The organism is Pseudarthrobacter adonitolis (assembly GCF_055412845.1).
On record NZ_JBVAYW010000018.1, the window covers coordinates 40,004 to 63,741 of the forward strand.

Annotated in this window: 22 protein-coding genes; 9 read left to right on the plus strand and 13 right to left on the minus strand. The window is 66.6% G+C overall.

Features of this window, described 5'->3' with window-relative positions; all coding sequences use genetic code 11:
* On the minus strand, positions 1-804 hold the full coding sequence (locus tag ACZYZ4_RS15525) for a metal ABC transporter ATP-binding protein (protein ID WP_463862309.1): 804 nt from the start codon (positions 802-804) through the stop codon (positions 1-3).
* Complete coding sequence (locus ACZYZ4_RS15530; protein ID WP_463862311.1) at positions 801-1,802, minus strand: metal ABC transporter substrate-binding protein; 1,002 nt, start codon at positions 1,800-1,802, stop codon at positions 801-803. Before ACZYZ4_RS15530 ends, ACZYZ4_RS15525 begins: the two co-directional genes overlap by 4 nt.
* A 77-nt stretch (positions 1,803-1,879) precedes the next feature.
* Here ACZYZ4_RS15530 and ACZYZ4_RS15535 point away from each other — a divergent pair, with 77 nt between their 5' ends.
* The 5 genes from ACZYZ4_RS15535 to ACZYZ4_RS15555 all read left to right on the plus strand — a co-directional run bounded on the left by ACZYZ4_RS15535 (position 1,880) and on the right by ACZYZ4_RS15555 (position 6,346).
* Positions 1,880-2,641 (plus strand): CPBP family intramembrane glutamic endopeptidase, encoded by a 762-nt coding sequence (locus tag ACZYZ4_RS15535; protein WP_463862313.1) that lies wholly within the window; start codon positions 1,880-1,882, stop codon positions 2,639-2,641.
* Between the two features lie 77 nt (positions 2,642-2,718).
* Positions 2,719-3,159 (plus strand): VOC family protein, encoded by a 441-nt coding sequence (locus tag ACZYZ4_RS15540; protein WP_463862315.1) that lies wholly within the window; start codon positions 2,719-2,721, stop codon positions 3,157-3,159.
* 21 nt (positions 3,160-3,180) lie between these two features.
* The gene (locus tag ACZYZ4_RS15545; protein ID WP_463862317.1) at positions 3,181-4,134 is read left to right on the plus strand and encodes a 1,4-dihydroxy-2-naphthoyl-CoA synthase; all 954 of its coding nucleotides are present in this window, start codon (positions 3,181-3,183) and stop codon (positions 4,132-4,134) included.
* 59 nt (positions 4,135-4,193) lie between these two features.
* The gene (locus ACZYZ4_RS15550) at positions 4,194-5,384 is read left to right on the plus strand and encodes an AMP-binding protein (RefSeq protein WP_463862319.1); all 1,191 of its coding nucleotides are present in this window, start codon (positions 4,194-4,196) and stop codon (positions 5,382-5,384) included.
* An 80-nt stretch (positions 5,385-5,464) separates the two neighbouring features.
* Positions 5,465-6,346, plus strand: coding sequence for a 1,4-dihydroxy-2-naphthoate polyprenyltransferase (locus tag ACZYZ4_RS15555; protein ID WP_463862320.1), 882 nt, complete (start codon positions 5,465-5,467; stop codon positions 6,344-6,346).
* Positions 6,347-6,366: 20 nt separating this feature from the next.
* Here the strand turns inward: ACZYZ4_RS15555 and ACZYZ4_RS15560 are convergent, their stop codons facing one another.
* The gene (locus tag ACZYZ4_RS15560; RefSeq protein ID WP_463862321.1) at positions 6,367-6,708 is read right to left on the minus strand and encodes a DUF4229 domain-containing protein; all 342 of its coding nucleotides are present in this window, start codon (positions 6,706-6,708) and stop codon (positions 6,367-6,369) included.
* A gap of 60 nt (positions 6,709-6,768) precedes the next feature.
* Here ACZYZ4_RS15560 and ACZYZ4_RS15565 point away from each other — a divergent pair, with 60 nt between their 5' ends.
* Positions 6,769-7,230 carry a PLD nuclease N-terminal domain-containing protein gene (locus ACZYZ4_RS15565; protein ID WP_463862323.1) on the plus strand — a complete coding sequence of 154 codons (462 nt, stop codon included), beginning with the start codon at positions 6,769-6,771 and terminating at the stop codon, positions 7,228-7,230.
* A 7-nt stretch (positions 7,231-7,237) separates the two neighbouring features.
* Positions 7,238-7,861 (plus strand): hypothetical protein, encoded by a 624-nt coding sequence (locus ACZYZ4_RS15570; protein WP_463862325.1) that lies wholly within the window; start codon positions 7,238-7,240, stop codon positions 7,859-7,861.
* 9 nt (positions 7,862-7,870) lie between these two features.
* On the opposite strand, the gene ACZYZ4_RS15575 is transcribed toward ACZYZ4_RS15570, so the two are convergent.
* The 10 genes from ACZYZ4_RS15575 to ACZYZ4_RS15620 form a co-directional block, all read right to left on the minus strand.
* The gene (locus ACZYZ4_RS15575) at positions 7,871-9,364 is read right to left on the minus strand and encodes a dynamin family protein (protein ID WP_463862326.1); all 1,494 of its coding nucleotides are present in this window, start codon (positions 9,362-9,364) and stop codon (positions 7,871-7,873) included.
* Entirely contained in the window at positions 9,361-11,298 is a 1,938-nt protein-coding gene (locus ACZYZ4_RS15580) for a dynamin family protein (protein ID WP_463862361.1), read from the minus strand. Before ACZYZ4_RS15580 ends, ACZYZ4_RS15575 begins: the two co-directional genes overlap by 4 nt.
* 159 nt (positions 11,299-11,457) lie before the next feature.
* Positions 11,458-12,624, minus strand: a complete 1,167-nt coding sequence (locus ACZYZ4_RS15585; RefSeq protein WP_463862328.1) for an IniB N-terminal domain-containing protein — start codon at positions 12,622-12,624, stop codon at positions 11,458-11,460.
* A gap of 165 nt (positions 12,625-12,789) precedes the next feature.
* Positions 12,790-14,844: a LuxR C-terminal-related transcriptional regulator gene (locus tag ACZYZ4_RS15590; protein ID WP_463862330.1), complete on the minus strand. Its 2,055-nt coding sequence runs from the start codon at positions 14,842-14,844 to the stop codon at positions 12,790-12,792.
* Positions 14,845-14,847: 3 nt separating this feature from the next.
* Positions 14,848-16,920 (minus strand): Hsp70 family protein, encoded by a 2,073-nt coding sequence (locus tag ACZYZ4_RS15595; protein ID WP_463862331.1) that lies wholly within the window; start codon positions 16,918-16,920, stop codon positions 14,848-14,850.
* A 155-nt stretch (positions 16,921-17,075) separates the two neighbouring features.
* Positions 17,076-18,194 carry a c-type cytochrome biogenesis protein CcsB gene (gene ccsB, locus ACZYZ4_RS15600; protein ID WP_463862333.1) on the minus strand — a complete coding sequence of 373 codons (1,119 nt, stop codon included), beginning with the start codon at positions 18,192-18,194 and terminating at the stop codon, positions 17,076-17,078.
* The gene (resB, locus tag ACZYZ4_RS15605; protein ID WP_463862335.1) at positions 18,194-19,951 is read right to left on the minus strand and encodes a cytochrome c biogenesis protein ResB; all 1,758 of its coding nucleotides are present in this window, start codon (positions 19,949-19,951) and stop codon (positions 18,194-18,196) included. The genes ccsB and resB overlap by 1 nt, the downstream gene beginning before the upstream one ends.
* Entirely contained in the window at positions 19,951-20,706 is a 756-nt protein-coding gene (locus ACZYZ4_RS15610; protein ID WP_463862337.1) for a cytochrome c biogenesis CcdA family protein, read from the minus strand. Before ACZYZ4_RS15610 ends, resB begins: the two co-directional genes overlap by 1 nt.
* Positions 20,707-20,721: 15 nt before the next feature.
* Entirely contained in the window at positions 20,722-21,357 is a 636-nt protein-coding gene (locus ACZYZ4_RS15615) for a TlpA family protein disulfide reductase (protein WP_463862339.1), read from the minus strand.
* A gap of 1 nt (position 21,358) precedes the next feature.
* Positions 21,359-22,039 carry a histidine phosphatase family protein gene (locus ACZYZ4_RS15620; RefSeq protein ID WP_463862341.1) on the minus strand — a complete coding sequence of 227 codons (681 nt, stop codon included), beginning with the start codon at positions 22,037-22,039 and terminating at the stop codon, positions 21,359-21,361.
* 202 nt (positions 22,040-22,241) lie between these two features.
* On the opposite strand from ACZYZ4_RS15620, the gene ACZYZ4_RS15625 reads away from it, so the two are divergent.
* Positions 22,242-22,790: a YceI family protein gene (locus ACZYZ4_RS15625; RefSeq protein ID WP_463862343.1), complete on the plus strand. Its 549-nt coding sequence runs from the start codon at positions 22,242-22,244 to the stop codon at positions 22,788-22,790.
* A 110-nt stretch (positions 22,791-22,900) separates the two neighbouring features.
* Positions 22,901-23,545, plus strand: a complete 645-nt coding sequence (locus ACZYZ4_RS15630; protein WP_463862345.1) for a hypothetical protein — start codon at positions 22,901-22,903, stop codon at positions 23,543-23,545.
* Positions 23,546-23,738 lie beyond the last annotated feature (193 nt).

A 23,738-nucleotide genomic window follows, 5' to 3' on the forward strand; every position in this document is an offset into this window, starting at 1 on the left:
TCAGCCCCTGCTCTCGGTGCCGGCGGGATGGACGCCGGCGGCCGTGACGGCGGGGGCGGCTCGTTCCGGGAGGTCGCGGTTCAGCACATCCAAGCCGAACGCCATGGCCAGGTTCTCCGGCTGCAGCACCAGTTCCGGAGCGCCGTGCATCAGGACCCGGCGCATGAGGAGCACGGCTTCGTCGCACAGTTCGGGCAGGGCGTGCAGGTCGTGGGTGGAGATCAGGATGGTGCAGCCGTCGGAGGCGAGCTCGCGCAGCAGCCGGGTGATGGTGGCCTCGGAGCGCTTGTCCACGCCGGCGAACGGTTCATCCAGGAGCATCATGGTGGCGCCCTGGGCGATGCCGCGGGCCACAAAAGCGCGCTTTTTCTGCCCGCCGGACAGCTGCCCGATCTGCCGCTCCGCAAACTCGCCCAGTTCCACGCGGTCCAGCGCCTGGTCGACGGCGGCGCGGTCGACCTTGGAAGGGCGCCGGGTGAAGCCCTGGTGCCCGTAGCGTCCCATCATCACCACATCGCGGACGGACAGCGGGAACTGCCAGTCAACGTCCTCGCTCTGCGGCACGTAGCCGATCCCGCCCTCCTTGCGCGCCCTGGTGGGTGACTGTCCGCCGATCAGCACGCCGCCGGCGTCGGGCTTGATCATTCCCATGATCACCTTGAAAAGGGTGGATTTACCGGACCCGTTCATGCCGATCAGGCCGCAGATCCGGGCGGCGTCCACGGTGAGCGAGGCGGAATCGAGCGCCAAGACCTCGCCGTAGTGGACGGTGACGTTTTCAACCAGGATGGCTGGGGTGCTCATGGCTTGGACCCTGCTGAGGCGCCGGCGGGCGTGCCAGCCAGCGCCTTGGTGATGAGGTCGGCGTCGTGCCTGATCAGGTCCAGGTAGGTGGGCACGGGACCGTCAGCCTCGGACAGCGAATCCACGTAAAGTGTGCCGCCGAACTTGGCTCCGGTGGCGCCCACCACCTGCTGCATGGGGGCGTCGGACACCGTGGATTCACAGAACACGGCGGGAACCTGGTTGGCCTTGACGTACTCGATGGCGCGGGTGATCTGCTGCGGCGTGGCCTGCTGTTCGGCGTTGACCGCCCAGATGTAGACCTCTTTGAGCCCTGCGTCGCGGGCAAGGTAGGAGAAGGCGCCTTCGCAGGTCACCAGGGCGCGCTGGTTCTCCGGGAGGCCGGCGAGGCTTGCTTTCATCTCGTCCTGCACACCCTGCAGTTCGGCCTTGTAGGCGTCACCGTTGGCCTTGAAAGCCGCGGCGTTCCCAGGGTCAAGCTCGCTGAACGCCTTCACCATGTTGTCCACATAGATCTGCACGTTCACGGGCGACATCCACGCATGCGGGTTCGGCTTGCCCTGGTAGGAGTCCTCGCTGATGGACATGACCTCCACACCGTCGCTCACCACGGCGTGTGGCACGTCCAGGCCCTCCACGAACTGCCCAAACCAGGCTTCGAGGTTCAGGCCGTTGTCCAGGATGAGGTCCGCTTTGGCTGCCTTCCGGATATCGCCGGGAGTAGGTTCGTAGCCGTGGATTTCGGCGCCCGCCTTGGTGATGGACTCAACAGTGAGCTTGTCCCCCGCAACGTTCCGGGCGACGTCGGCCAGTACCGTGAACGTGGTCAGGACCACAGGCTTGTCACTGTCACTGTTGCCTAACGCGTCACCCCCACATGCGGTAAGGGAGAGGGACAGAAGGACGACGGCGGCGGCGCCGGTAGCGCGGAACGCCGCCGTTCCCCGGGCGAAGGTTCGGGCGGCTACTTTGGCGCGCCGAAACAAAAAGTTAGGCATACCGAATATTCTACCCCCGGTTTAGGGACCAAAAGTGATAGCGCAACGGGTGCGAAGTGTGGAGCTAGGCTGAACGTATGGCCCCCACACACCGGAAACCACCCGCGCCGCAGCCTGAGCTGTACCGGTTTTCCACCCTTGATTTCACCGCCGCCAGCCTCTACGTGGCCGCGGCCGGGCTCTTCGCCGTGGCCGGGGAACTGCTGGCCCCGTTCGTCCGCCAGCTTGCCCCCAGCCCCGCCGCCGCGTCGTACGCAGTGAACCTCATCTTCTATGGCTCGATCGGGATCCTGGCGCTCGCCGCTGCCCGCCGGGTGGTGGCCCGGGACCTGCGCGTACTGGCCACCCGCCCGTGGTTCACGCTGCTGATGATGCCCGCGGCGGTGGTGGCCATGATGATCCTCACGGCCGTCGTGGTGGCGGCCGGCGGCGGGGTGCAGACCTCCGCGAACCAGGCCGGGCTGCAGGCGCTGATGCAGCAGGTCCCCGCCTGGCTGATGGTGCCCGTCCTGGTGGTGGTGGGCCCGTTTGTGGAGGAGTATATTTTCCGGCATTTGCTGATCGGCAAGCTCAGCCGCCGGCTCAACATCTGGCTGTGCTGCGCCCTGTCCGTGGTCCTCTTTGCCGGCATCCACATCGCGGGCCAGGAGGCCATCACACTCAGTGCGCTGCTCCCCTACCTGGCCATGGGCGCCACGCTGGTCTTTGTCTACGTGTGGACCGGGAAGAACCTGATGTTCTCCTACTTTGTGCACGCGGCGAAGAACCTGCTGGCGGTCATCTTCATCTACGCCATCCCGCCCGAGCTCTTCGACCAGCTCCAGCAGGTCCAGCCGTAACAGCTGGGCTGCCTGACACCAGCCCTAGGAACACACCGCCCCTACCCGGCAGCCACCCGCCGACGTATTTTGGTGGGATGGGACTGAACATCCAGATTGTTGTGGACAGCAAGAACCCGCATGAACTCGCCGACTGGTGGGCGGAAACCCTGGACTGGGCGGTGGAACCCCAGGATGAGGGCTTCATCCGCTCCATGATCAGCCACGGCTACGCCACGGACGCCGAGACGCTGGTCCACAGGGGCAAGCTGGTGTGGAGCACCGGATCCGCCATCCGCCCGGTGGAGGAAATCGAAGCAGCCGCACCTGCCCGCCGCATCCTGTTCCAGACGTCGCCGGAAGGAAAGACCGTCAAGAACCGTGTCCACTGGGACGTGCGGCTGGATGGCCGCGATAAGGATGACGTCCGAAAGGAACTCGAAGCCCGCGGCGCCAGCTTCCTATGGACCGCCGGCCAGGGCCCGCACGAATGGCACACCATGGCCGATCCGGAGGGCAACGAGTTCTGCATCAGCTGAGCCGATTACTAGACTTGTCCGGTGAGCAATCAAATTCCCGCCAACGTGTCCGACGTCTTTGACCCCACCCGCTGGCGCACCGTGTCCGGTTTTGACGACTTCCAGGACATGACGTACCACCGGCAGGTTGACCGTGACGCCGAGGGCACGATAACCAGGGACCTGCCCACCGTCCGCATCGCCTTCAACCGCCCGGAAGTCCGCAACGCCTTCCGCCCCGGCACCGTGGACGAGCTCTACCGCGCCATGGACCACGCCCGCATGACCCCGGACGTCGCCACGGTCCTGCTCACCGGCAACGGCCCCTCCCCCAAGGACGGCGGACACAGCTTCTGCTCCGGCGGGGACCAGCGCATCCGCGGCCGCGACGGGTACCGCTACGCCGACGGCGAAACCCAGGAAACCATCGACCCCGCCCGTGCCGGCCGCCTCCACATCCTCGAGGTCCAGCGGCTCATGCGAACCATGCCCAAGGTGGTCATCGCCGTTGTGAACGGCTGGGCCGCCGGCGGCGGGCACTCCCTGCACGTGGTCTCGGACCTCACCATCGCCTCCCGCCAGCACGGCAAGTTCAAGCAGACGGACGCCACCGTGGGAAGTTTCGACGCCGGTTACGGCTCTGCGCTGCTGGCCCGCCAGATCGGCCAGAAGGCCGCCCGCGAAATCTTCTTCCTGGCCCGCGAGTACTCCGCGGACGACATGGTCCGCATGGGCGCCGTCAACGAGGCCGTGGACCACGAGCGCCTCGAAGATGTGGCCCTGGAATACGCCGCGGACATCGCCCGGCAGTCACCGCAGGCCATCCGCATGCTGAAATTCGCGTTCAACCTTGCCGACGACGGCCTGGCCGGCCAGCAGGTCTTCGCCGGCGAAGCCACGCGCCTGGCCTACATGACGGACGAGGCGGTGGAAGGGAAGGAAGCCTTCCTGGAGAAACGGGACCCGGACTGGTCCCGCTTCCCGCACTACTTCTAGGCACACTTCCAAGCCGGACCGCCTCCAGGCCCAGGCTGACTTCAAAGGCAGGACGGCACATGAATCTCGGACGCCAGACCACCGGTCCCACGGACATCGACCCGGCGCTCAAAGCCCTGGCCGCCGCCCTCCACGGCGAGGGACCCGCCGTCGAACTTTCCGTGGGCCCCGACGGCGAACTGGTGGTGGGACACACTGAGACGCCCGGCTGCGATGACGCCGTGGCCGTGGTCCGCACGTCCGGCTCGACGGGCGCGCCGAAGGCCACCATCCTGACCGTCGAGGCGCTGGCGGCCTCATCCATGGCCACCGCACTGGCGCTCAAAGGCGAGGGCCAGTGGTTTCTGGCGCTACCCGTGCAGTACGTGGCCGGCGTACAGGTCCTGGTGCGGTCGCTGTTCGCCGGCACCCGCCCGTGGGTCATGGACCTGTCCGGCGGATTCACCCCCGAGGCCTTCACGGCCGGCGCCCTGGAGCTGACCGACAAGTTCCGCTTCACGTCGCTGGTGCCCACACAACTCCAACGCCTCCTGGAGGCGCCGTCGCCGGAGACCCTGGCCGTCCTGCGACGGTTCAACGGCATCCTGCTGGGCGGCGCACCGGCGTCGGCAGGGCTGCTGGACGCGGCCCGCGAGGCCGGCGTCAGGGTGGTCACCACGTACGGGTCCGCCGAAACCTGCGGCGGCTGCGTGTACGACGGCGTGCCCCTGGAAGGCGTCCAGGTCCGGGTAGCGAAGGACGGCCGTATCCTGCTGGGCGGCGATACCGTGGCCGCCGGTTACTTGGACGCGCCGGAAGCCACGGACACCTTTTTCGAGGAGCACGGCGTTCGCTGGTACCGCACCAATGACCTCGGCACGCTGGACGCGGACGGCCGGCTCACCGTGCTGGGCCGCGCCGACGACGTCATCATCACCGGCGGCGTTAAGGTCTCCGCCGCGCATGTGCAGGAAGAGCTGGAGAAGTCCGACGGCGTCGCGGCGGCTTTTGTGGCGGGCGTCAGGTCCGCGGAATGGGGCCAGGCCGTGGCGGCCTATGTTGCGCTCGACGGCGCTGCAGCGGAATCAGGTGCCGCGGGCACCCCCGCCGGAGATCACGCCGTCGTCCTTAAACAGGAATGGCACCGGCGGCTGGGCATCCTGGCGCCGAAAACCGTGCTGGCCGGCCAGGAACTGCTGATGCTTCCCAACGGCAAGCCGGACCGCCTGGCGATGATCGGACGGCTCACCGCGCTGCATCAGGGAAAGTAGAGTAGAGCTGCACCGGCGGCCCGTTTTGCGGCCGCCACCACCGATTCATCGTTCTCCCGACCCAACACGAGGTACTGACCGTGGCCACAGCCGCACAATGGATCCAAGGCGCCCGCCTCCGCACTTTGCCGGCGGCCATCGCCCCGGTACTGATCGGCACCGCCGCGGCCTACGAGCTGGATTCGTTCCGCCCCGTTAATGCTGTGCTGGCCGCCCTGGTGGCGCTGCTGCTGCAGATCGGCGTGAACTACGCCAATGACTACTCCGACGGCGTCCGCGGCACCGACGAGGACCGGGTGGGACCGCTGCGGCTGGTGGGCTCCGGCGCTGCCCAGCCGGAACACGTCAAATATGCAGCGTTCGGCGCCTTCGCTGTGGCCATGCTGTTCGGCCTGGCGTTGGTGGTGATCACCCAGAGCTGGTGGCTGATCCTGGTCGGAATCGGCTGCGTGATGGCCGCCTGGGGCTACACCGGCGGCAAGAACCCCTACGGCTACATGGGCCTGGGCGACGTCTTTGTGTTTGTCTTCTTCGGCCTGGTGGCAACCCTAGGCACCACCTACACCCAGGCCGGCCAGGTCAACCTGCCGGCCGTAATCGGCGCGATCGGCACCGGCTTGATTGCCTGCGCCCTGCTGATGGCCAACAACGTCCGCGACATCCCCACCGACATCCAGGCCGGGAAAAAGACCCTGGCCGTGCGCCTGGGCGACAAACACGCCCGCGAAAGCTACGTGCTGATGCTAGCCGTGGCCATCCTGCTGGTGGTCATCCTCGCTCCCGGGCGGCCGTGGATGCTGATGGTGCTGCTGCTCATCCCGGCCTGCCTGATGCCCGCCTGGCTGATGATCAACGGCCGCAAGCGCAAGAGCCTCATTCCCGTGCTCAAGCAGACCGGCCTGATCAACCTCGGCTACAGCCTGCTGTTCTCACTGGGACTGGTGCTCAGCCACGGATTCTAGGCCGAATCCAGAGGCGGGGACTAAGCGTCGGGTGCCCTCGGGGCCGGTGTTCCAGCTTCAGGTGCCTTCGGGCCGCTCGTGCGGATGGTGATGTCCGGGTTGGCGTCCAGGAGGCTGTCCTCGGCGTTGGCGTCGGCCACCTCGCTTTCACTGCGCAGCGGCTTGGCCTTGCCGGAGAGCCGGCCGTGAATGGCGGCAGCGGCGGCGTCGCGCTGTTTCTGGAAGAAAAGGTAGCTGACCGCAAACGCGATCAGCGCTGCGCAGATGACTGACAGCACCGCCCCCAGCTTCAGGAACATAAAGAGCACAAAGAGCGGCGCAAACAGCGCCAGCCGGATCAGGGAGTATTTCAAAAAAGCCACTGTCCAAGTTTAGCCGCCCTGCCTGAACGCCCGGGGCCTGCGGACGATAGACTTAATGGCATGCTCTTCCGTGTGGTTCTCGCCGTCGCAGTTCTCGTCATCTTTGTGTACGGCCTGGTGGACGTGATCCGCACTGACGGCCGCCTCACCAGGGGAATTTCCAAGCCGGCCTGGATCGTGGTGATGATTGTCCTGCCGGTGCTCGGTGCCATCCTGTGGCTGCTGATCGGCCGTCCCCGCGGCGCAGCCCCGGTCCGCCCGGCATATAGCCACCCCACTTCGCCGGACGACGATCCCGATTTCCTCCGCAACCTGGAACGGCGCCGCCGGAACAAGGCCGAAGCCGACCGCCTCAAGAAGCTCAAGGATGAGCTTGAGGCGAAGGCAAAGGCCGACGGCGGCCAGGCCGGCACCGGGCCGGACAGCACCGGTACGCGGGGCAAGGGTGCAATCGGCCACGACGAAGCCGGCGATGCCAGCACGGGAGACGCGGACACCCACGATACCGGCGACGTAAACTAGGAGAAACATGGCCCAGCACCCCGACGGAGAATCCCAACAGCCAGTTGCACCCGCCGGGGCTGCCACGCCCCCTCCGCCGCCGCGGCCCGGGCTGTCCTACGCCGCGCCGGCGCCCATCCTTGTCATTCCGCCGACACCGCGGAGCGTCCGCCTGGCGCGGACACTCTGGCTGCTCAGCTTCGTTGCCGGCCTCGCCGTACTCATCGGCTCCTTCCTCACCCGCGACTCACACCTGGAGCGGCTCCGCACTGTGGTGGACCAGATGTCCCCCGGCGGCGGACCTGACGCTGTGACCACATCCGCGGCCATTGTTTTCTGGGGCAGCCTCGGCGCCCTGCTGCTGGTGATCCTGCTCGAAGCGGCGGCGCTGGCAATTTTCTCAGCGCGCCACGGCTGGTCCCGCTGGCTGATGATCCCGCTGCTGGCCGGGCAGGTGGTAGTCATGGTGGTGGCCGCAGCTTTCCTGGTCCCCGACGGCGACGCCGGCAGCTACGTGGTGATGCTCTGGGGAGCCCAGTTGCTCCTTGCGATCCTCGGCCTTGTGGCGGTTTCTGTGCCGTCGGCGGGCAGGTGGCTCAAGGCCGGGCGGGTCCAGCCGGCGCAGGTCACGCCCGCGCGGACGCGGCAGTAGGAGCTGACGTCAGGCGGACTGCGAGTGCAGCTGCAGGGCCGAGCATTCAGCCACGACACCCTCACAGCTGCGCATCACCACGCGGCAGGCCTCCACGGCTGAGCGGTCCGTCAACGGGTTTTCCGATACCGTCCGCCACCGGTTCAGGCAGCGGCGGGCTTCGGCCAGGACTTCGTCCGGTCCGGCATCCGGAGCCAGCCCCAGCCTCAGGGCGGACGCCGCTCCCCAGCCGCCGAGCAGCCTTTCGGCTTCCGCCGCCAACTCATCGTTGAGGGATACACCGGTGGTACGGATCGTGGCGAGCAGGCGGAGCTCACGGAACTCATGGGCATTGGCCTGAAGGCGTTCCAAGGCTGCCGCCAGGTGGCCGGCTCCTTCCCTGGGCGCGGTGCGCAGCAGGCTTTCCACTCCCACCAAGGCAGTGCGGGCTTTGAGGGCATCCCCGCGGGCCTGGAACTGCCGGGCCACAAGATGCAGCAACGGGTCCAGCCCGCTGCGCCGGGCCAGTTCATGCGCCAGTGGCGTGGGTTCCGTGAAGCCACTCCGGATCAGCACCACGCCCAGCCGGATCCCAAACAGGCCGAACCGCTCCAGGAGCGAGGCACGGGCTTCGGCACCCAGGCTTTCCGGGACAGAGGCCCTGATGAACCTGTCCGCCGAGAGCAGCATCCGCTCCCGGGCGGACCGCTCCATGCCGGCCAGGACCTGCAAAGACTCGAAGTCCGACTGGCGCATGCTGCGTGCGCTCTGCGCCAACAGCCCGGCCACCGGGACCACCCCCAAGGCCAGCTTTCGCAAGCTGTGGTCCCGTCGATAACGATCGGCGATCTCACCGGCGGAGAGAAGCGAATCAATGCGGCCCGCGCCGATTTCATCGGCCCGGGACAGCACGGCAAGGGCGTTCACGGTTCCCGACCTGCCCGCCTCGGTATCCCTGAAGGATTCGAGGAACCGCAGGTCCGAGGCGTGCATGTGGCGCATCAGGTAGATGATGGCATCAGCCTCGGAGGGCGCGTCCACGGGGATGAGGAAATCGGTGGACCTGGCAGAGACGTCTTCGGACAACGAGGCGATTCCCGGGGTATCTATCAGGGTGAGCTCGCGCAGGGCCGGCGAGGGCCACTCCACCACCAGCCGTTCCACGTCCTCGGCGCGGGCGTTGCCCAGGACAAACACCAGGCGGCCGTCCACGCGCTTCAGCGGCAGGATATGCGGATCACCAGCAATGGGGTAGGCCGTGATCCGCGGCGTGTGCCCGTAGCGGTACCAGGTCACAATCCTGGTGCATTCCCCCGTGTCGGTCGGGGCGATCTCCTCCCCGATGATGGCGTTCAGCAGCGTGGATTTTCCCGCCTTGACCATGCCTGCCACAGCGATCCTGAGGGGCTCGGACAGCCGCCTGGCGTAGGCCTCCAACGCCGCAGCCGCAGCGGGGTCGTCCGCATACAGAAGCAGGGCGTCCTGGATCAGGTCCGCCACTCCCGCGCTGATGGACTTCTTCATCTGGCCGCCGCAACCGCCGGCGCCGCGCCCGCCGACGGGCCGCCCGCCGTCGGACTTCCCGACGCCGGGTTTCCCACCGCCGTGCCGCGCCCGGCCGGAGACTGCGACGCAGGAGACTGGGCCACTTCGGCGGCCACCAGACCGGCCGCATGGTGCAGGGCGTCCACCTTCTTGAGCTCCGCCTTGATCTCGCGGATGCGGATGTCCTTTTCCAGCGTGTACGTGGTGGCCGCCTTCTGGGCTGCGGACACCGAGTCCGCCAAGGAACGGTGGTGTTCGTCCGCGATTTCCGTGAAATGGTCCCGGGTGGAGCGCTGCACCAGCCGGAGCCGGTCCTTGAGCTGCTTGCCCACCTGGAAGGTGACATCGTCCAACTGGCGGCGGACCAGCGCCTTGGCTTCGGCCTGCCGGCGCTTCAGCCGCGCTTCCTTGTCCTCGCGGTACGCCTTGCGGCCCAGCAGCAGGCCCGCGCCCACAGACAGCGGATTGATCAGGGCCATACCGAAAATTCCTGTCAGGAGCCCGAACATCAGCACGCCGCCGTAGGATCCGCGCATGCCGATCAGAACCTTCTGCAGGGGGTTCACGTGCCCGTCGTCGAGCCTTGGCATGTTGTCCACCGGGTCCAGCGCGTCGCCGGTGTCCGAGACGTGGAGCACCGGCAGGGCCACTTCGTCCTCGGAAAAATGCTCCGCGACCTGTGCGGCCAGCCACTGCGCTCGTTCGCTGGTCCACACAAACGTGTCCGAGATCGCGGCGGCGGCGCACTCCTCTAGCCACGCGGAAAACTGGGTCCACGTGGGGCCGGGGTCGCCCTGGTCAATAGCGGCCTCGGCCTCGCGCTGGATTCGCCGCAGACGGTCCCGGAGGTCGTACTCCATGTCCGCGATCAGGTCGCCGATGCCGTCGTTGAGCGTAATCTGCCATCGGGCGGAACGTTTGCGCAGCTCATCGGCCTGCGTCTTCGCCTCCTCCAGCCCCGCAATCATCCGGGGCGTCCCCTCAGGATCCTCAAGCGCTCCCAGCTCTGACCGCAAGGACAGGCGCAGGTTCTCGGTCACGGAGAGCAGGTCCTGGCTGGCGGAGCGCCGTTGCAGCCGTTCCGCCTTGCCCACAATTTCATTCCGGAGGTGGCCGATCAGCACGGGGAAACCTGACTCGGCGTTGAGTTCGCTGTCCTGCAGGCGGGCGGCCTCCAGCCGGAGGTCTGAGGAAACCGCGAACAGTGGAATGTCCGGCGCCACCTGCGCGAGCTGGGCCCGGTCCATGGCCTCCACGCGCCGCCAGTCCGGATACAGGTCTGTTTTGGACAGGATGCCCGCAACGCTCGGGGTGATCCGCATGGCCTGGCGCAGGAACCGCAGTTCGGGCTCGGTGTACTCCTGCGAGGCATCTGAAACCAGCAGCATGGCGTCCGCTGTGGGCAAGGCTGTGAGGGTGGTCAAGGTGTGCGAGGAGCCCAATCCCCCCACACCCGGGGAATCGATGACCGTCAGCCCGCCGGCCAGGACCTTGCGGGGCAGGAACACCTCGGCCGCTACCAGCTTCTTGACGTTTCCGGGGTTGCCCCGCTCGGAAACGTAAGCCGCCAGGTCGGCTATGTTGATGGGCTGCCGCTCCAGTGCGGCTTCGTCGCCGGGCTCCGTGCCGGCTTTGGGCAGCAGGATGGCGGCGGACGCGGGGTCCCCGTGGCGGACCACGGTGGGCACCGAGGTGGCGATGTCGTCGTCGACCGGGCACACCGGGGCGTTAACCAGGGCGTTGATAAGTTTGCTTTTGCCTTGCTTGAACTCCCCCACCACGATCACGCGGATACTCGGATCCTTCAGCCGGCGCAGGGTCTGGTCCAGGCGTTTCCGCAGGTCCGCGCGGTCCCCGGTCCCCACCAGCTCGATGCCCTGCTCCACCAGCGACGCCAGCTGGCCGGCGTTCATCGGTACCGGCGTCCGTCCAGGGACTCCCGGTCGTTGCGATTCAGCCATAATTTGTCCTTTGCAGCTGGGGTGCGGGTGGGACGGGGGGATAATCCGCGAAGAGCCCGGCAGGAGGTTGGTGGCCTCCTGCCGGGCGCTCCCGGTACCCGGAACTGATGCCTAGAGCACGATTGTCGAATCCTCGACTGCGACGTCTGTTTCGACGTCCAGATCGGTGTTGGTGGAGTTGTCCGAGTTGTCCTGGAAGGAGTCCTCGACCACAACATCAACGGGGTTGAAGGAATCAACAACCTCCACCTCGGTGGTCTCGGTCTGCGAGTTGTCGTTGAAGGAGTCCGCCACGTCAACCGCAACATCGGTGTTGGTCGAGTTGTCCACGGAGGAGTTGTCCTGGAAGGAATCCTCGATCGCCACATCCGTGTTGGTGGAGTTGTCCACGGAGGAGTTGTCCTGGAAGGAATCCTCGATCTCCACGGCAACATCTGTGTTGGTGGAGTTGTCCGAATTGTCGGAGTTATCCGAGTTATCGGAGTTGTCCTGGAAGGAATCCTCGATCTCCACCGAGTTGTCCACGGAGTTGTCCGAATTGTCGGAGTTATCCGAGTTATCCGAGTTGTCGGAGTTGTCGTTGAACGAATCAGCGACGTCAACGTCAACGTCGGTGTTGAACGAATCGTCCACATCCAGCTGGCTGTTGCCGATGTTGACGTTGCCGCCGGCGGTGATCGAGTTGTCCGTGGAGTTGTCCGTGGTGTTGTCCGTGTTGTAGGAGTCGGTGGTGTTGTAGGAGTCCCGGACGTTGTTGTCGTCGCCGGCAGCCAGGGCCTGGTCGCCGGATGCGATGACAGCCTCGTTGTCGAACCACTGGTTCACGTCGCCGTCGGCCCAGATGTTCTGGTTGACCGACTGGTCCGTGATCGTGTCCCGGTCATCCACCGTTGAGGTGTAGGAGTAGTTGTTCACCACGTGGTGCAGCTGCTGGACGGCGTGGGCGTGGTCGTCATGGTGGTCGTGCCCCGCCGGTGGCGGGGTGTGGCCTGCGCCGCCGCCTGCAGGAGGCGGGGTGTGGCCGGCGCCGCCGTTGCCGCCGGTCCACGAGGTGTTCCCGCCGGTGTTGTACTCCCGGTCGAAGGAAGAAGCGTTGACAGTGATGGGTGCGTAGTCCAGGACAACCGGCATAGCGGCGTCAACATCGGCGGCGCAGACTTCGCCCAGGCCGGCATCCTCGAGTGATTGCTCCGGATTGTTCAGAAACTCCTGGGCAGCGGCGGGGTTGTTGAACAGGCCCATCAGGAACTGGACGAGCTGGTTTGCGAGTGTAGGCATTGGATGGTCCTCAAATCTTCTCTGAGTTGTGGATCGCCAGGCCTCGGTGCCGGGCTTAAATCAAACTTAAGGTCCTTCGTAAGGGCCGGGCATCGGGTTGTGTCCCCGTACCCTGATGCCCCGCATTAGGGGTTTGCCTATTTCGTGGCTAGGGGCAGTAGGGGCTCAGTCCGGGCCCGGATGATCTGCACTTAGCGCCAGCCTCAGACGCACCAGCAGATCGGAGCGGTTTTCGGCCCCAAGCCTCCGCCGCATCCTGGCAATGTGATGTTCAGCGGTGCGGGGGGAAATGTAGATGGCTTCGCCGATTTCCCGGTAGGTCTTCCCTTCCAGGACCAACCGCGCCACTTCCTTTTCGCGTTCGCTGAGCCCCGAGGCGTCAGGATGCGCGCCATGGTTGTTCTCGGCGATGCTGCGGCGCACTTCCTGTGACAGGCCGGCGGGTGGCCCGGTGGGTCCGCCCTGCGGGTGGAGGTCTCTGGCGCAGGCAAGGAGCCGCACCATGTCCCTGCGCTCTTCTGCCTGCGCGGCCGCATGTCCTGCCAGCCGGGCCCCTTCCCACGGCATGCCCACCATTTTCAGTCCCCGGGCAGCGTTCTCCACATCCGTCGCCTGGAACCGGCCGGCCAAGACGCTGACCCAGGCCTTGCCGGCGGCGGCGAGCACAGCGGCCAGATGGCTGTAGTCCGCGGCCCGCACCAGCGCTGCTGCATGCGGGGCAAGGTCGGCCGGGCTCTTGTTCAGCAGGGCAGCCTGGACCGCCGCCCAGTGAAGCGGAACGGCCCAGAGGGGCGGCTCCCCCAGCTTGGTCAGCAGGGCCCACGCTTCATCCAGATAATGCGCGACGCGCCGTGTCTCCCGCAACCGGGCGGCAGCAATCATCAGTTCGCCCCACGACAGCAGGCTGAAAAGGTCGACGGCAGTGTGCAGCATCGCTTCGCGGGCGCGCTCCCAGGCCATCACCAGGTCATGGACGTCGCCGCTGCGCCGCGCAAGGCCCACTTCCAGGGCCGCGCACAGGAACTCATCCCTGGGCACCAGCGGCCAGTGGTTGGCTTTGGAGGCTTCGTTGATGGCCAGCCGTGCTTCGTCAGCATCGTCCCGCTGCATGGCCGACCACGCCTGCAAGAGGTGGAGCCGTGGCCTGGCGGCGTCACCGCCCTGCCTCGCGGCGACGGCGGAGCGGATGATGGTGTCCGCTACGTGAGGTTCACCGCTGTGGAGGGCCAGCAACGCGGCCAACGCTCCAGGGGTGTCCGGAAGGGGCAGCGCCGAACCGGACGCGTTGAGCATGTCAGAAGCATGGATCAGCAGGGGAAGGCCCTTGTGTGGATCCCGCTCCATCGACTCCATCACGCCCTTGCCCGTTTGCGAAAGCGCCACCGCCAGCAGGGTGGGCGACACCGGTGCCGACCCGGCGGGAAAGGCCTCTTCCGCACCCATCCGGTTGCCGCTGCCGATCATGGCCACCGCCGCAAGCGGTGCGGACCGGCCCATGTTCGCCGGACCAAGCCAGGCATAGAGGTCGGCGCTGCGGACCAACAACCCGCGCTGGGCCCAGACGGAAGCGGCAACATCCACGCCCAGCCTGACATCCGGCGGATCGGAGCTCACCAGGAGACCGTCAATAATTCGGCCGGCGGCGTCGAGGTCGCCCACTGCGGCTGCGGCCTGGGCGCGGCGGGCAGCGGTACGCAGTTCGTCCGCCCCTGCCAGCAGCGCTTCGCTGTACAACTCGGCAGCCAGACCGGGGTCGTGCTGCAGCGCTTTGTCCGCTGCGGCTTCGAGTTCGGCGGCGACCCTCGGGTCGGCCAGCCCGCCCCTTGCCAGTTCGCGGGCAAGGTCGCCGAGGGGCCGGCCCCCGGCCGATACAAAACCGACGAGTTGCCGCTGCAATGCATGCACCCGGGCCGTGGGCGTGCCGTTCAGGAGCGCGTGCTGCGCCGGGCCGGCGACTGTCCCGTCGGCAAGCAGCAGGCCCGAGGACTCGGCACGCTGGACCACCGCGTCCAGACCCGGACTGTCAGGACTTTCCAGCTTGTGCGCCAGCTCCGCGGGCAGCGGACCGGGCAGGGTGAACCCCACGGACAACGCCAGCAGGAGTTCCCGGACTGCCGCGTTCTCGCCCCGCAGCTGCAGTACCATGTGGCTGGCTCCGCCGGACGCCGACGTAACTGCCTCGGGCAGGTTCCGTTCGGGCTGAGTAGGATCGGCCGCCATGCCTCAGACCGCCGGCTCGGTGGTTGGAACGGGATCCATGGTGGGTGACGGTTCCGCGAACGGCTCAGGCGCCGGAGCAGGGTCCGTCGTCGGCGCGGGGGCCGGGTCGGTGGTTGGGTCCGGTGCAGGATCCGTCGTCGGATCCGGTGCAGGATCCGTCGTCGGATCCGGAGCGGGGCCGGTGGTCGGGTCCGGCGCAGGATCCGTCGTCGGATCCGGAGCAGGGTCGGTGGTCGGATCCGGTGCAGGATCCGTCGTGGGATCAGGAAGCGGGTCAGTCGTGGGATCCGGAGCGGGGCCAGTCGTAGGATCAGGGGCCGGATCGGGTACAGGATCGACGGGCAACGTGCCCGGGTCCGTCGTCGGGTTGGTCACCGGACCCGGGGTGGAGCCTCCGGAACCCTGTGCAGGCTCACCGGAGGTGCCCGTACCGGCAGCGGCCTCGCCGGCGGCTGGTTGGCCTGCTTCGGTAGGTGGCCTGCTGGTGGGCGAGGCAGCAATGTCCAGTCCCGCGGAACTGGTCGCCGCACCGCTGTCTTTCGGCTTGGCGCTGGCTTCAATCCCCCGTACCGGGACCTGCGCTGCGCTGGCTCCTGCCGCGGGGCCACCGGCGCCGGGTCCGCCTTGGACAGCGGCTGCGTCGATACCGCGTGCGGTGTCCTTCGCCGCATCTGCATCCTGCGGGACGAACATCGCCGTGAGGCTGCCGAGTCCGTCCGGGCTCTGGGCTGCCGTCGCTGTGAGCCCGCTGAAGAGAGCCGCCACCGCTGCCACGGCGGTGAGCCGCACGGACGGACGGGGGGCATGCGCTCCGCCCTTGCGCCCGGCGGCGTGTGCACCGGCGGCATGGGCACCGGCGGCATGGGCACCGGCGTCGGCATGCCGGGACCAGCTGGCTCGTCGGCCGGCAGCTCCAGGATGCCCGTCAGCCTGCGTGAGGACGACGGCGGAGGGTGGCTGTGCGGTCAAGGCGGCGGGCTGCGCGGTCACCTCCGGCTGCCCGCGGAGGGCGGCAACGGCGGCGCCGAGGCAGATGGATGACTTGGGATCGGCGTCCACGGCGATGGGCCGGTCCAGCTGCTCCGAAATCAGCTGCGCCACCAGCGGAATCCGCGACGAGCCGCCGATGAGAAGCACCGCGGACAGGTCAGCCGGGGTGAGCCCAAGGTCCTGCAGCGAACGCTCCAGGGCGTCCACTGTCTCCCGGATGGGCTCGCTGATCATCGCCTCGAATTCGGACCGGACCAGCCGCACCTGCTGCTGGATCCCCGGCAGCAGCACCGAAATGCTGGCCTCGATGTCCGCGGACAGCGCCTCCTTGGCTTCCACACACTCCCGCCGCAGGCGCGCCAAGGCTGCCAGCGCGCCTGGCGCCGACGGGTCAAGATTGGCCAGGCCCTGCCCGGCGTGGTCGGCAACATACCGCAGGACGGCCGCGTCGAAGTCGGCGCCGCCCAGCCCCTCGATCCCTTCGGGACGGCCCAGTAATTCAAAGTGGCCGGCGTCCGCTTTCTTCAGGACTGCGGTGTCGAAGGTGCCGCCACCGAGGTCGTAGACGGCGATGGTACTGCCATCCTCCACCCGCACCTGTGCGGCGTAGTGCAGCGCCGCCGCTTCCGGCTCGCTGATCAGGGTGACGTTGGCGAGGCCCTTGGCCGCGAGGGCCTCGCGGATAAGCTCCGTCCGGTGCGCGCCCCAGGAGGCCGGGTAGGAAAGGATGATGTCCGACGGCGGCGCGCCCTCGCGCCCTTCAGCCCGGTCTGCGACCCAGCGCGCCATGGTGGCGAAGATTTCCTCAGCGGGAAGGGACAGCGTGCCTACCGCAATGGGGATGTCGTCTCCGACCCGCCTTTTGAACTCCCGCACCACCCGCTCCGGAGAGTCAAGGCCGCGGCGTTCGGCCGCTTCCCCCACCAGGATGGGGCCTTCCTCGGGGTAGTAGACCACAGAAGGAACAGCCGTTCCGCGGAGCCCCAGCGGCAAGGTCTCCGGCACACGCGAAGCATCGTGATCAATTCGGACTATGGCGGCGGCGGTGAAACTGGTCCCGACATCAACGGCGAGAACATAGCTCATGGGCACCTCGGCAAAAAGGCAGCTAGTTGTCTGCGAGCTTCATCACGGACAACTCCCACCAAGGTAGCATCCCCGTCTGCGGGGCAACACCCTTATTCATACATCGATTGGCGTATTAGGTGCGGGCTGAAGCGGTTCGCCGGAGAAACCCCTGCTCAGAGGCCCGAGTAGGAATGCAGGCCATTAAAGAATTGGTTCACGATGGTGAAGTTGAAGACAACGCACAGGTAGCCCACGATCGACAGCCAGGCGGCGCGGGTGCCGGTCCAGCCACGCGTGGCGCGGGCGTGGAGGTAGCCTGCGTAAACCACCCAGATCACAAATGTCCAGACTTCCTTGGTGTCCCAGCCCCAGAACCGGCCCCAGGCTTTTTCGGCCCAGATGGCACCGAACATAAGGGTGAAGGTCCAGCCGATGAAGGCGATGGCGTTGATCCGGTAGGACAGGTTTTCCAGGCTTAGTGCCGAGGGGACCAGCCGCATAAAACCAAGTTTGTCGGCACCGCCGGCAGCCACCGTCTTTTGCCGGTGGGACTGGACCAGCTGCAGGGCGGACATGGCAAACGTGAGGGTGAAGAGCGCGGAGGAGAGCACCGCGATGGAGACATGGATGATCAGCCAGTAGCTCTGCAGCGCCGGAACCAGGTGGCCCACGGGGGTCCAGTAGGCCACCGAGGCGGCCACCAGCATGATGATGGCCAGGCCCACCACAAACGTGCCGAGGAACCGCAGGTCACGGCGGATCAGTACCAGCAGGAACACGGCCACGGCCACAAAAGCGCCCGTGGTCAGGAACTCGTACATGTTGCCCCACGGCACCCGGCCCGCACCCAGGGCGCGCGTGATGACGCCGGCGGCATGGATCAGCACGCCGAGAACGGTGAGGGCAACAGCAACGCGCGCCGGAACGCGCCGTTCCGCGGCGTAGCGCATATCGGCGTCGGCGGTCTGCCCTGCCCCGGAAGCGTCGCCGCCCCGCTTGGCAACGGACGACGACGGCCGTTCGGCCCGTCCCACCGGTCCGGCCAGGTGCGAGTCCACCCTGTCCGCTGCGACCCTGTCCACAGCCGCGGCTGAGCCAGCAGAAGCGCCGGCCATCGCGGGCACCTTGGTCCCGGCAGCCTCGGCCGCTTTCAGGTCAACGGCGCGCAGCACCCTGCTGCTCTTCGCGAGGTCCCAGGCGAAGGCGATGAAGGCCACGGTGTACGTACCGGCGGCGAGCAGCATAAACAGCTCGCTGTACTGGCCCATGGTTTCGTTGATGGCGAACGGCATTACTGGTCCTTTTTCGGCCCGGTGGGGCCAGCTGGGGTGGTGACAGAGTCTGCGCCATTATCGCCCTGGCGGCTGGGAGTTTGCTGGGTGACGCTGGAATCGGAATCCTCAGCAGATTCTCCGGAATCGGAATCCGCAAGCTGCCACTCTTCGGACAGCAGCTTCCTGATGACAGCCGCCTCTGCGGCGAGCCGGTGATCCTCGCCACGGGCAAGCAGGCCATACTCCACCATGGTCCGGCCGTCCTCGTGGGTTCCGGTCCGCACCCAGACGCGGCGCCGGTTCACATAGAGCGAGACGATCAGGCCGCCCACGGCCAGCAACGCGAAAGTAAGGGCGTAAAGCTGGCCCGGGTTGTGATGGATGTCCACACCCACGTACCGCTTCACGCTGTCAAAGCTGATACTGCCCTTGCCGTCCGGAAGGGTATAGGTGCCACCCGGAGCCAGGGTGATGCCGCCGGCATCCAGGTTGCGGGCGTTCAGCGGCGTGAGGTCACCGACATCGAGCTCAAAGACGTTCTGCGGCGAGCCGGTGTCCAGGCCAAGGTCCCCGAAGTATGAGTTCAGGGTCAGCTGCGGGTTGAACAGGTCCGGATCGCCGCTGAAGGACACGCCCTCGTCCGTGATAAACGCCGTGGGCAGGAAGAACCCCACGAAGCCCAGCTGTTCGGGCCGTGCGTCAGGGACCTTGATTACCAGGGACGAGTAGTAGTTGTCACCCTGAAGCTTGGCCACCACGGGACCCTGCATGGCCACGTTGCCGGCGCCGTCGCGGATGGTCACCACGGGCGCGTAGCCGTTGCCGGTGAGGTAGATGCTGGTGCCGCCCAGGTTCACGGGCTCGTTGACCTTCAGGATTTCCTGCTTGGCGGGCGAGTCCGGGGTTTCCCGGGTGGTGACTTCGGCGTTGAAGTCGATCGGCTGACCGATCTTGCCCGGGGATTCGCGGTCGAACGTGACGTCGAATTTGTCCAGCTGGATGGAGTACGGCTGCAGCTGGCTGGATTGGAAGTTGGTACCGGGCGTGAACTGGTCGTAGCCCACAAGGGTGTTCACAAAGGTGTCACCCTCCACCAGGATGCGCTGGCCGCTGTAGCCGAACAGGCCGCCGACGGCCACGGAAACCAGCACGCCGATCAGCGAGGTGTGGAACACCAGGTTCCCCACCTCCTTGGCAAAGCCGCGCTCGGCTCCCAAAGACGGCCGCGCGCCGTCGTCGTCCCTCACCTCAACGCGATAGCCGCGCTTCTTCAGCACCCGTGCGGCGCTGCGGATGGCGTCCGACGCCGGGAGGCCGGCGTCGGCGGTAAGCACCAGTGTGCCGTACTCGGGGAGGCGGGAGAGACGTTTGGGGGTCCGCGGCGGCTGGGAGCGCATGGCCTTGTAATGGGCGATGGCGCGCGGGACCACGCATCCGATCAGCGAGATGAACAGCAGGATGTAGATGGCCGAGAACCAGGCCGAGGAGTAGACGTCGTAGAGCTGCAGGGTGTCCAGCAGCTTCCCGTAGTCCTGGTTGTCCTTGATGTACTGCGTCACGATGGACGGGTTCGCCGGGCGCTGCGGGAACAGCGAGCCGGGCACGGCGGCAACGGCCAGGAGCAGCAGCAGGAACAGCGCCGTGCGCATGCTGGTCAGCTGGGTCCAGGCCCAACGCAGCATCTCCACCGGCCCCAGGACAGGCAGCGCCGCCTCAGTTTTGGCGGTGGCAACGGGTGCCGAGGACTTTTTCTTAGCTTTCACGCGCTCGCTCATCAGATCGGCAACTTCACATCGGTTTGAAACCAGTACTGCAGCTCGGTGACCCAGGCGCCCCAGACGCCGCTGGCCATCAGCAGGCCCAGCACCACCAGGATCCCGCCGCCGGTTCGCTGGATGGCCAGGCGGTGCTTGCGGAAGAAGGACATCACGCCCATGCCGCGTCGCACCGCCAGGGCGATCAGCAGGAACGGGATGCCCAGGCCCAGGCTGTAGACGAATGCCAGGAAGGCACCCTTAGCGGCGGAGGAACCGCCGGACAGGCTCAGGAGCTGGACAGCGGAATAGGTGGGGCCGATGCACGGGGCCCAGCCCAGGCCGAACGTGAGGCCCAGCAACGGCGCGCCCCACAGGCCGGCCGGTGGCTTGGCGTGGATCTTCGCATCACGCTGCAGCCAGCCGAAACCGCCCATAAACACCACGCCCATAAGAATCACCAGGACACCCAGCAGTTGGGTGATCCAGGCATTCTGTGAGCCGGTGATCAGGGTGCCCAGCTGCCCAAAGGCACCGCCCAGCAGGACAAAAATCACGGAGAACCCCAGCACAAAAAGCCCAATGCCCGCGAACATCCGGCCGCGCTTCTGCTTCTGCAGGTCCACGCCGCTCAGGCCGGTGACGTAGCCCAGGTAGCCGGGCACGAGGGGAAGCACGCATGGCGACAGGAAGGACACCAGGCCGGCGAGCAGCGCCACCGGGATGGCAAGCAGGAGCGAGCCGTTCAGGATTGTTTCGGCGAAGGGGCTGTTCACGGTCCGGGGCCGCAGCTACTCTGCCACGGCGGCGGTGATGAGGGCTTTGAGGGTGCCCTTCTGGATTTCGCCCAGCACGCGCGAGGCGACGCGGCCCTGCTTGTCCAGGACCAGCGTTGTGGGGACCGCTCCCGGCGGGACGAGACCGGAGACGGCCAGGAGCACGCCGCCGTTCTTGTCGTCGAAGCTGGGGTAGGTCAGGTTGAAGGTCTTGTCGAAGGCCTCTGCGGTGCCTTTTTCGTCGCGGAGGTTGACACCGAAGAACTGCACACCCTGGTCCTTGAAGTCTTGGTGCAGCTCTTCCAGGATGGGTGCTTCCACCCGGCAAGGTGCGCAGGCGGCGAACCAGAAGTTCAGGACCGTGACTTTGCCCTGGAAGTCCGCTGGGGCTACCTGGGTGCCGTTGAACAAAGTGCCGTTAATGGCGACGGCGGCCTTGCGGTCCGCCGCGGTGAACTCAGTCACCGAGCCGTCTCCGGCAACGTAGTTCTTGTTGTCGCCGGCTCTTGCCTGCTTGGCGAGGGCGTCCTCCTGCGCGCAGGCGGACAGGCCCAGGGTCAGGGCGGTCAGGGCGGCGCCGCCGGCAGCGAGTACGGCACGGCGGGATGCTGTGCCTGAGATAGCAGGGGATGTTGTGCGGGGGTCAGTCATGTCAGGCTCCGGGGGTGCTGGCGGCACCAGGGAGGAGTGCGGCAGCGGGCTCGCTGTACTCAACGCGCTGGAGCGAGCCGTCGTCGTCGAACACCAGGGAGGTGATGGACGTCAGCGTGCACTCGCGTTTGCGCGGGTCATGCCACAGGGGCTTGTTCTCCGCACTGAGTCGGGTGGCCCAGATGGGGAGCTGGTGGCTGACCATGATGGCTTCCGGGCCGTCGGCACCGTAGTCCCCGGCGGCCAGCTCGATGGCTCGGAGCCGGGCGTCCTCAACAGCTGACCTGACGCGCGCGGCCTGCGCCTTGTACGGTTCGCCCCAGGACGGCCGGAACGGGTTGATCAGGTGGGGCCAGTGTTTGGGCTTCCCGAGCTCAGCCTTGGTGACCTTCATGCCCTGGAAGTAGTTTTCTGCTTCGATGATGCGGCCGTCCGTGTGGATTTCCAGACCAAGCGCCTCAGCCGTGGGAGCCGCCGTTTCCTGCGCCCTGACCAGCGGCGACGCCGCGAGGTAGACGATCCTGGCTCCGCGTGCGGCGCGCTCGGCGAAGTGGTCGGCGAGCATCTGCGCCATTTCCCGGCCCAGCTCGGAGAGGTGGAATTCAGGCAGCCTGCCGTACAGAACGCGGTCAGGGTTGTGGACCTCGCCGTGGCGGAGCAGATGGACTGTGGATTGGGGCATGTTTACCAGTTTCTCAAAGATGGCGTGCTATCCGAAATCTTCTACATCCAGTAGAACTCAAACTTTCGGAAAAATGTTCCGGAACGGGGAACAAAACATGCAAATGCATGTTTATACTGGATGCAGCGGATAGTTGAGGATTCAATAAATGAAGCGTCAAGCTACCCGGAAGTACCACCCGACAAACCCAAGGAGAAACACCATGACTCTTCCCGCAGACGTCACCACCGGAGCCTGGACCCTCGACAACTCGCACAGCGAGATCGCCTTCACCGTTCGGCACGCCGGCATCAGCAAGGTCCGTGGCCAGTTCAAGGATGCCGTGGCAACGCTGGACCTCGCCGACAACGTGGCCGATTCCAAGATCAGCGCCACCATCCAGACCGCCAGCTTCGACTCCGGCGATGTCAACCGTGACGGCCATGTCCGGGGCGAAGACTTCTTCGACGTCGAGACCTTCCCGGAAATCTCCTTCGTCTCCAACGGCCTCGTGGCCAAGGGCAACAGCTACGAGCTGACCGGGGACCTCACCATCAAGGGCGTCACCCGCCCCGTTTCCCTCGAGACCGAGTTCAACGGCGTGGCCGTGGATCCGTTCGGCATGACCCGCGCCGGCGTCTCCGCTGAAACCACCATCAGCCGCAAGGACTTCGGCCTGACCTGGAACGCTGTGCTGGAAGCCGGCGGCGTGCTGGTCAGCGACAAGGTTGCCATCAACCTGGAGCTCGCGTTCATCGCACCCGCAGCATAATTTTTTCTTCCTGAGGCACCCCGGCCGCCATGTTTCCCCGGAATCTGGCGGCCGGGGTGCTTTGTTTTATCCCCTAGATACGGGCGGACCCGCGGTCTACAGTGAGACCCATGAGCAACAGTGAAGTACCGCAGCCCCAGCAGCCCCAGCCGCCTGCCATTCCTCCTGCCGCCGGCCCCGTTCCTCCCGCCGGCTACCAGCCGCCTCCGGGTAACCCGCAGCCGGGCCAGGCTTACCCGCAGCCAGGCCAGCCGGGCGGCTTCCAATTTGCGATGCCCACCGACGGCCCCCACAACTTCACCGACGTGATGCCCAAGGGCGGGTTCTCCGGCATGTTCAGCGTGACCGGGCTGCCCACAGAGCTCAAGGTCTCGTACTGGATCTGGCTCATCGGCGGCATGCTGGGTGTACTGGGCGGCCTCTTCGGAATGCTTGCCACCTTGGCATTGTTCGCCGTGGCACCCGCATTGGCTGCGGTGGTCCTCGTTTTGGTGCTGGTGGCGCTGGCCTTGGCCGCGGCCCAGATAGTCCTGGTGCTGAAAATGAAAGAGGGCAAGGAGTGGGCCCGCCTTGCGCTCACCATCGTGGCCGGCGTTTCGCTGGTGCTCGCAGTTCTCGGCGGCAGCGTGGGTGGTGACAGTGGCGGGGGCATCGGCAACAACTGGCTGGGCTTCCTCATCAGCGCCGCGGCAACCGTCCTGATGTGGCTGCCGAACTCGCAGGCCTGGTTTAACGCCGTCAAGGGCCGCGCGTAGACGCGTCGCCCCCGGCTGGCCGGGCCTTTACAGGCATTTACGGCCGCGAATAGACAGCCGCGCGTGCACGGTGTCCCCTGGAAACAGGGTCTTGAACGATCCGGGCTGAGTTCTGCGGGAATACCTCTCCGGAATGATCCCCCGCGGCACGCGCCGGGGGTACGGTGGGAAGTAAGCCGTACTGGGGGCAGGC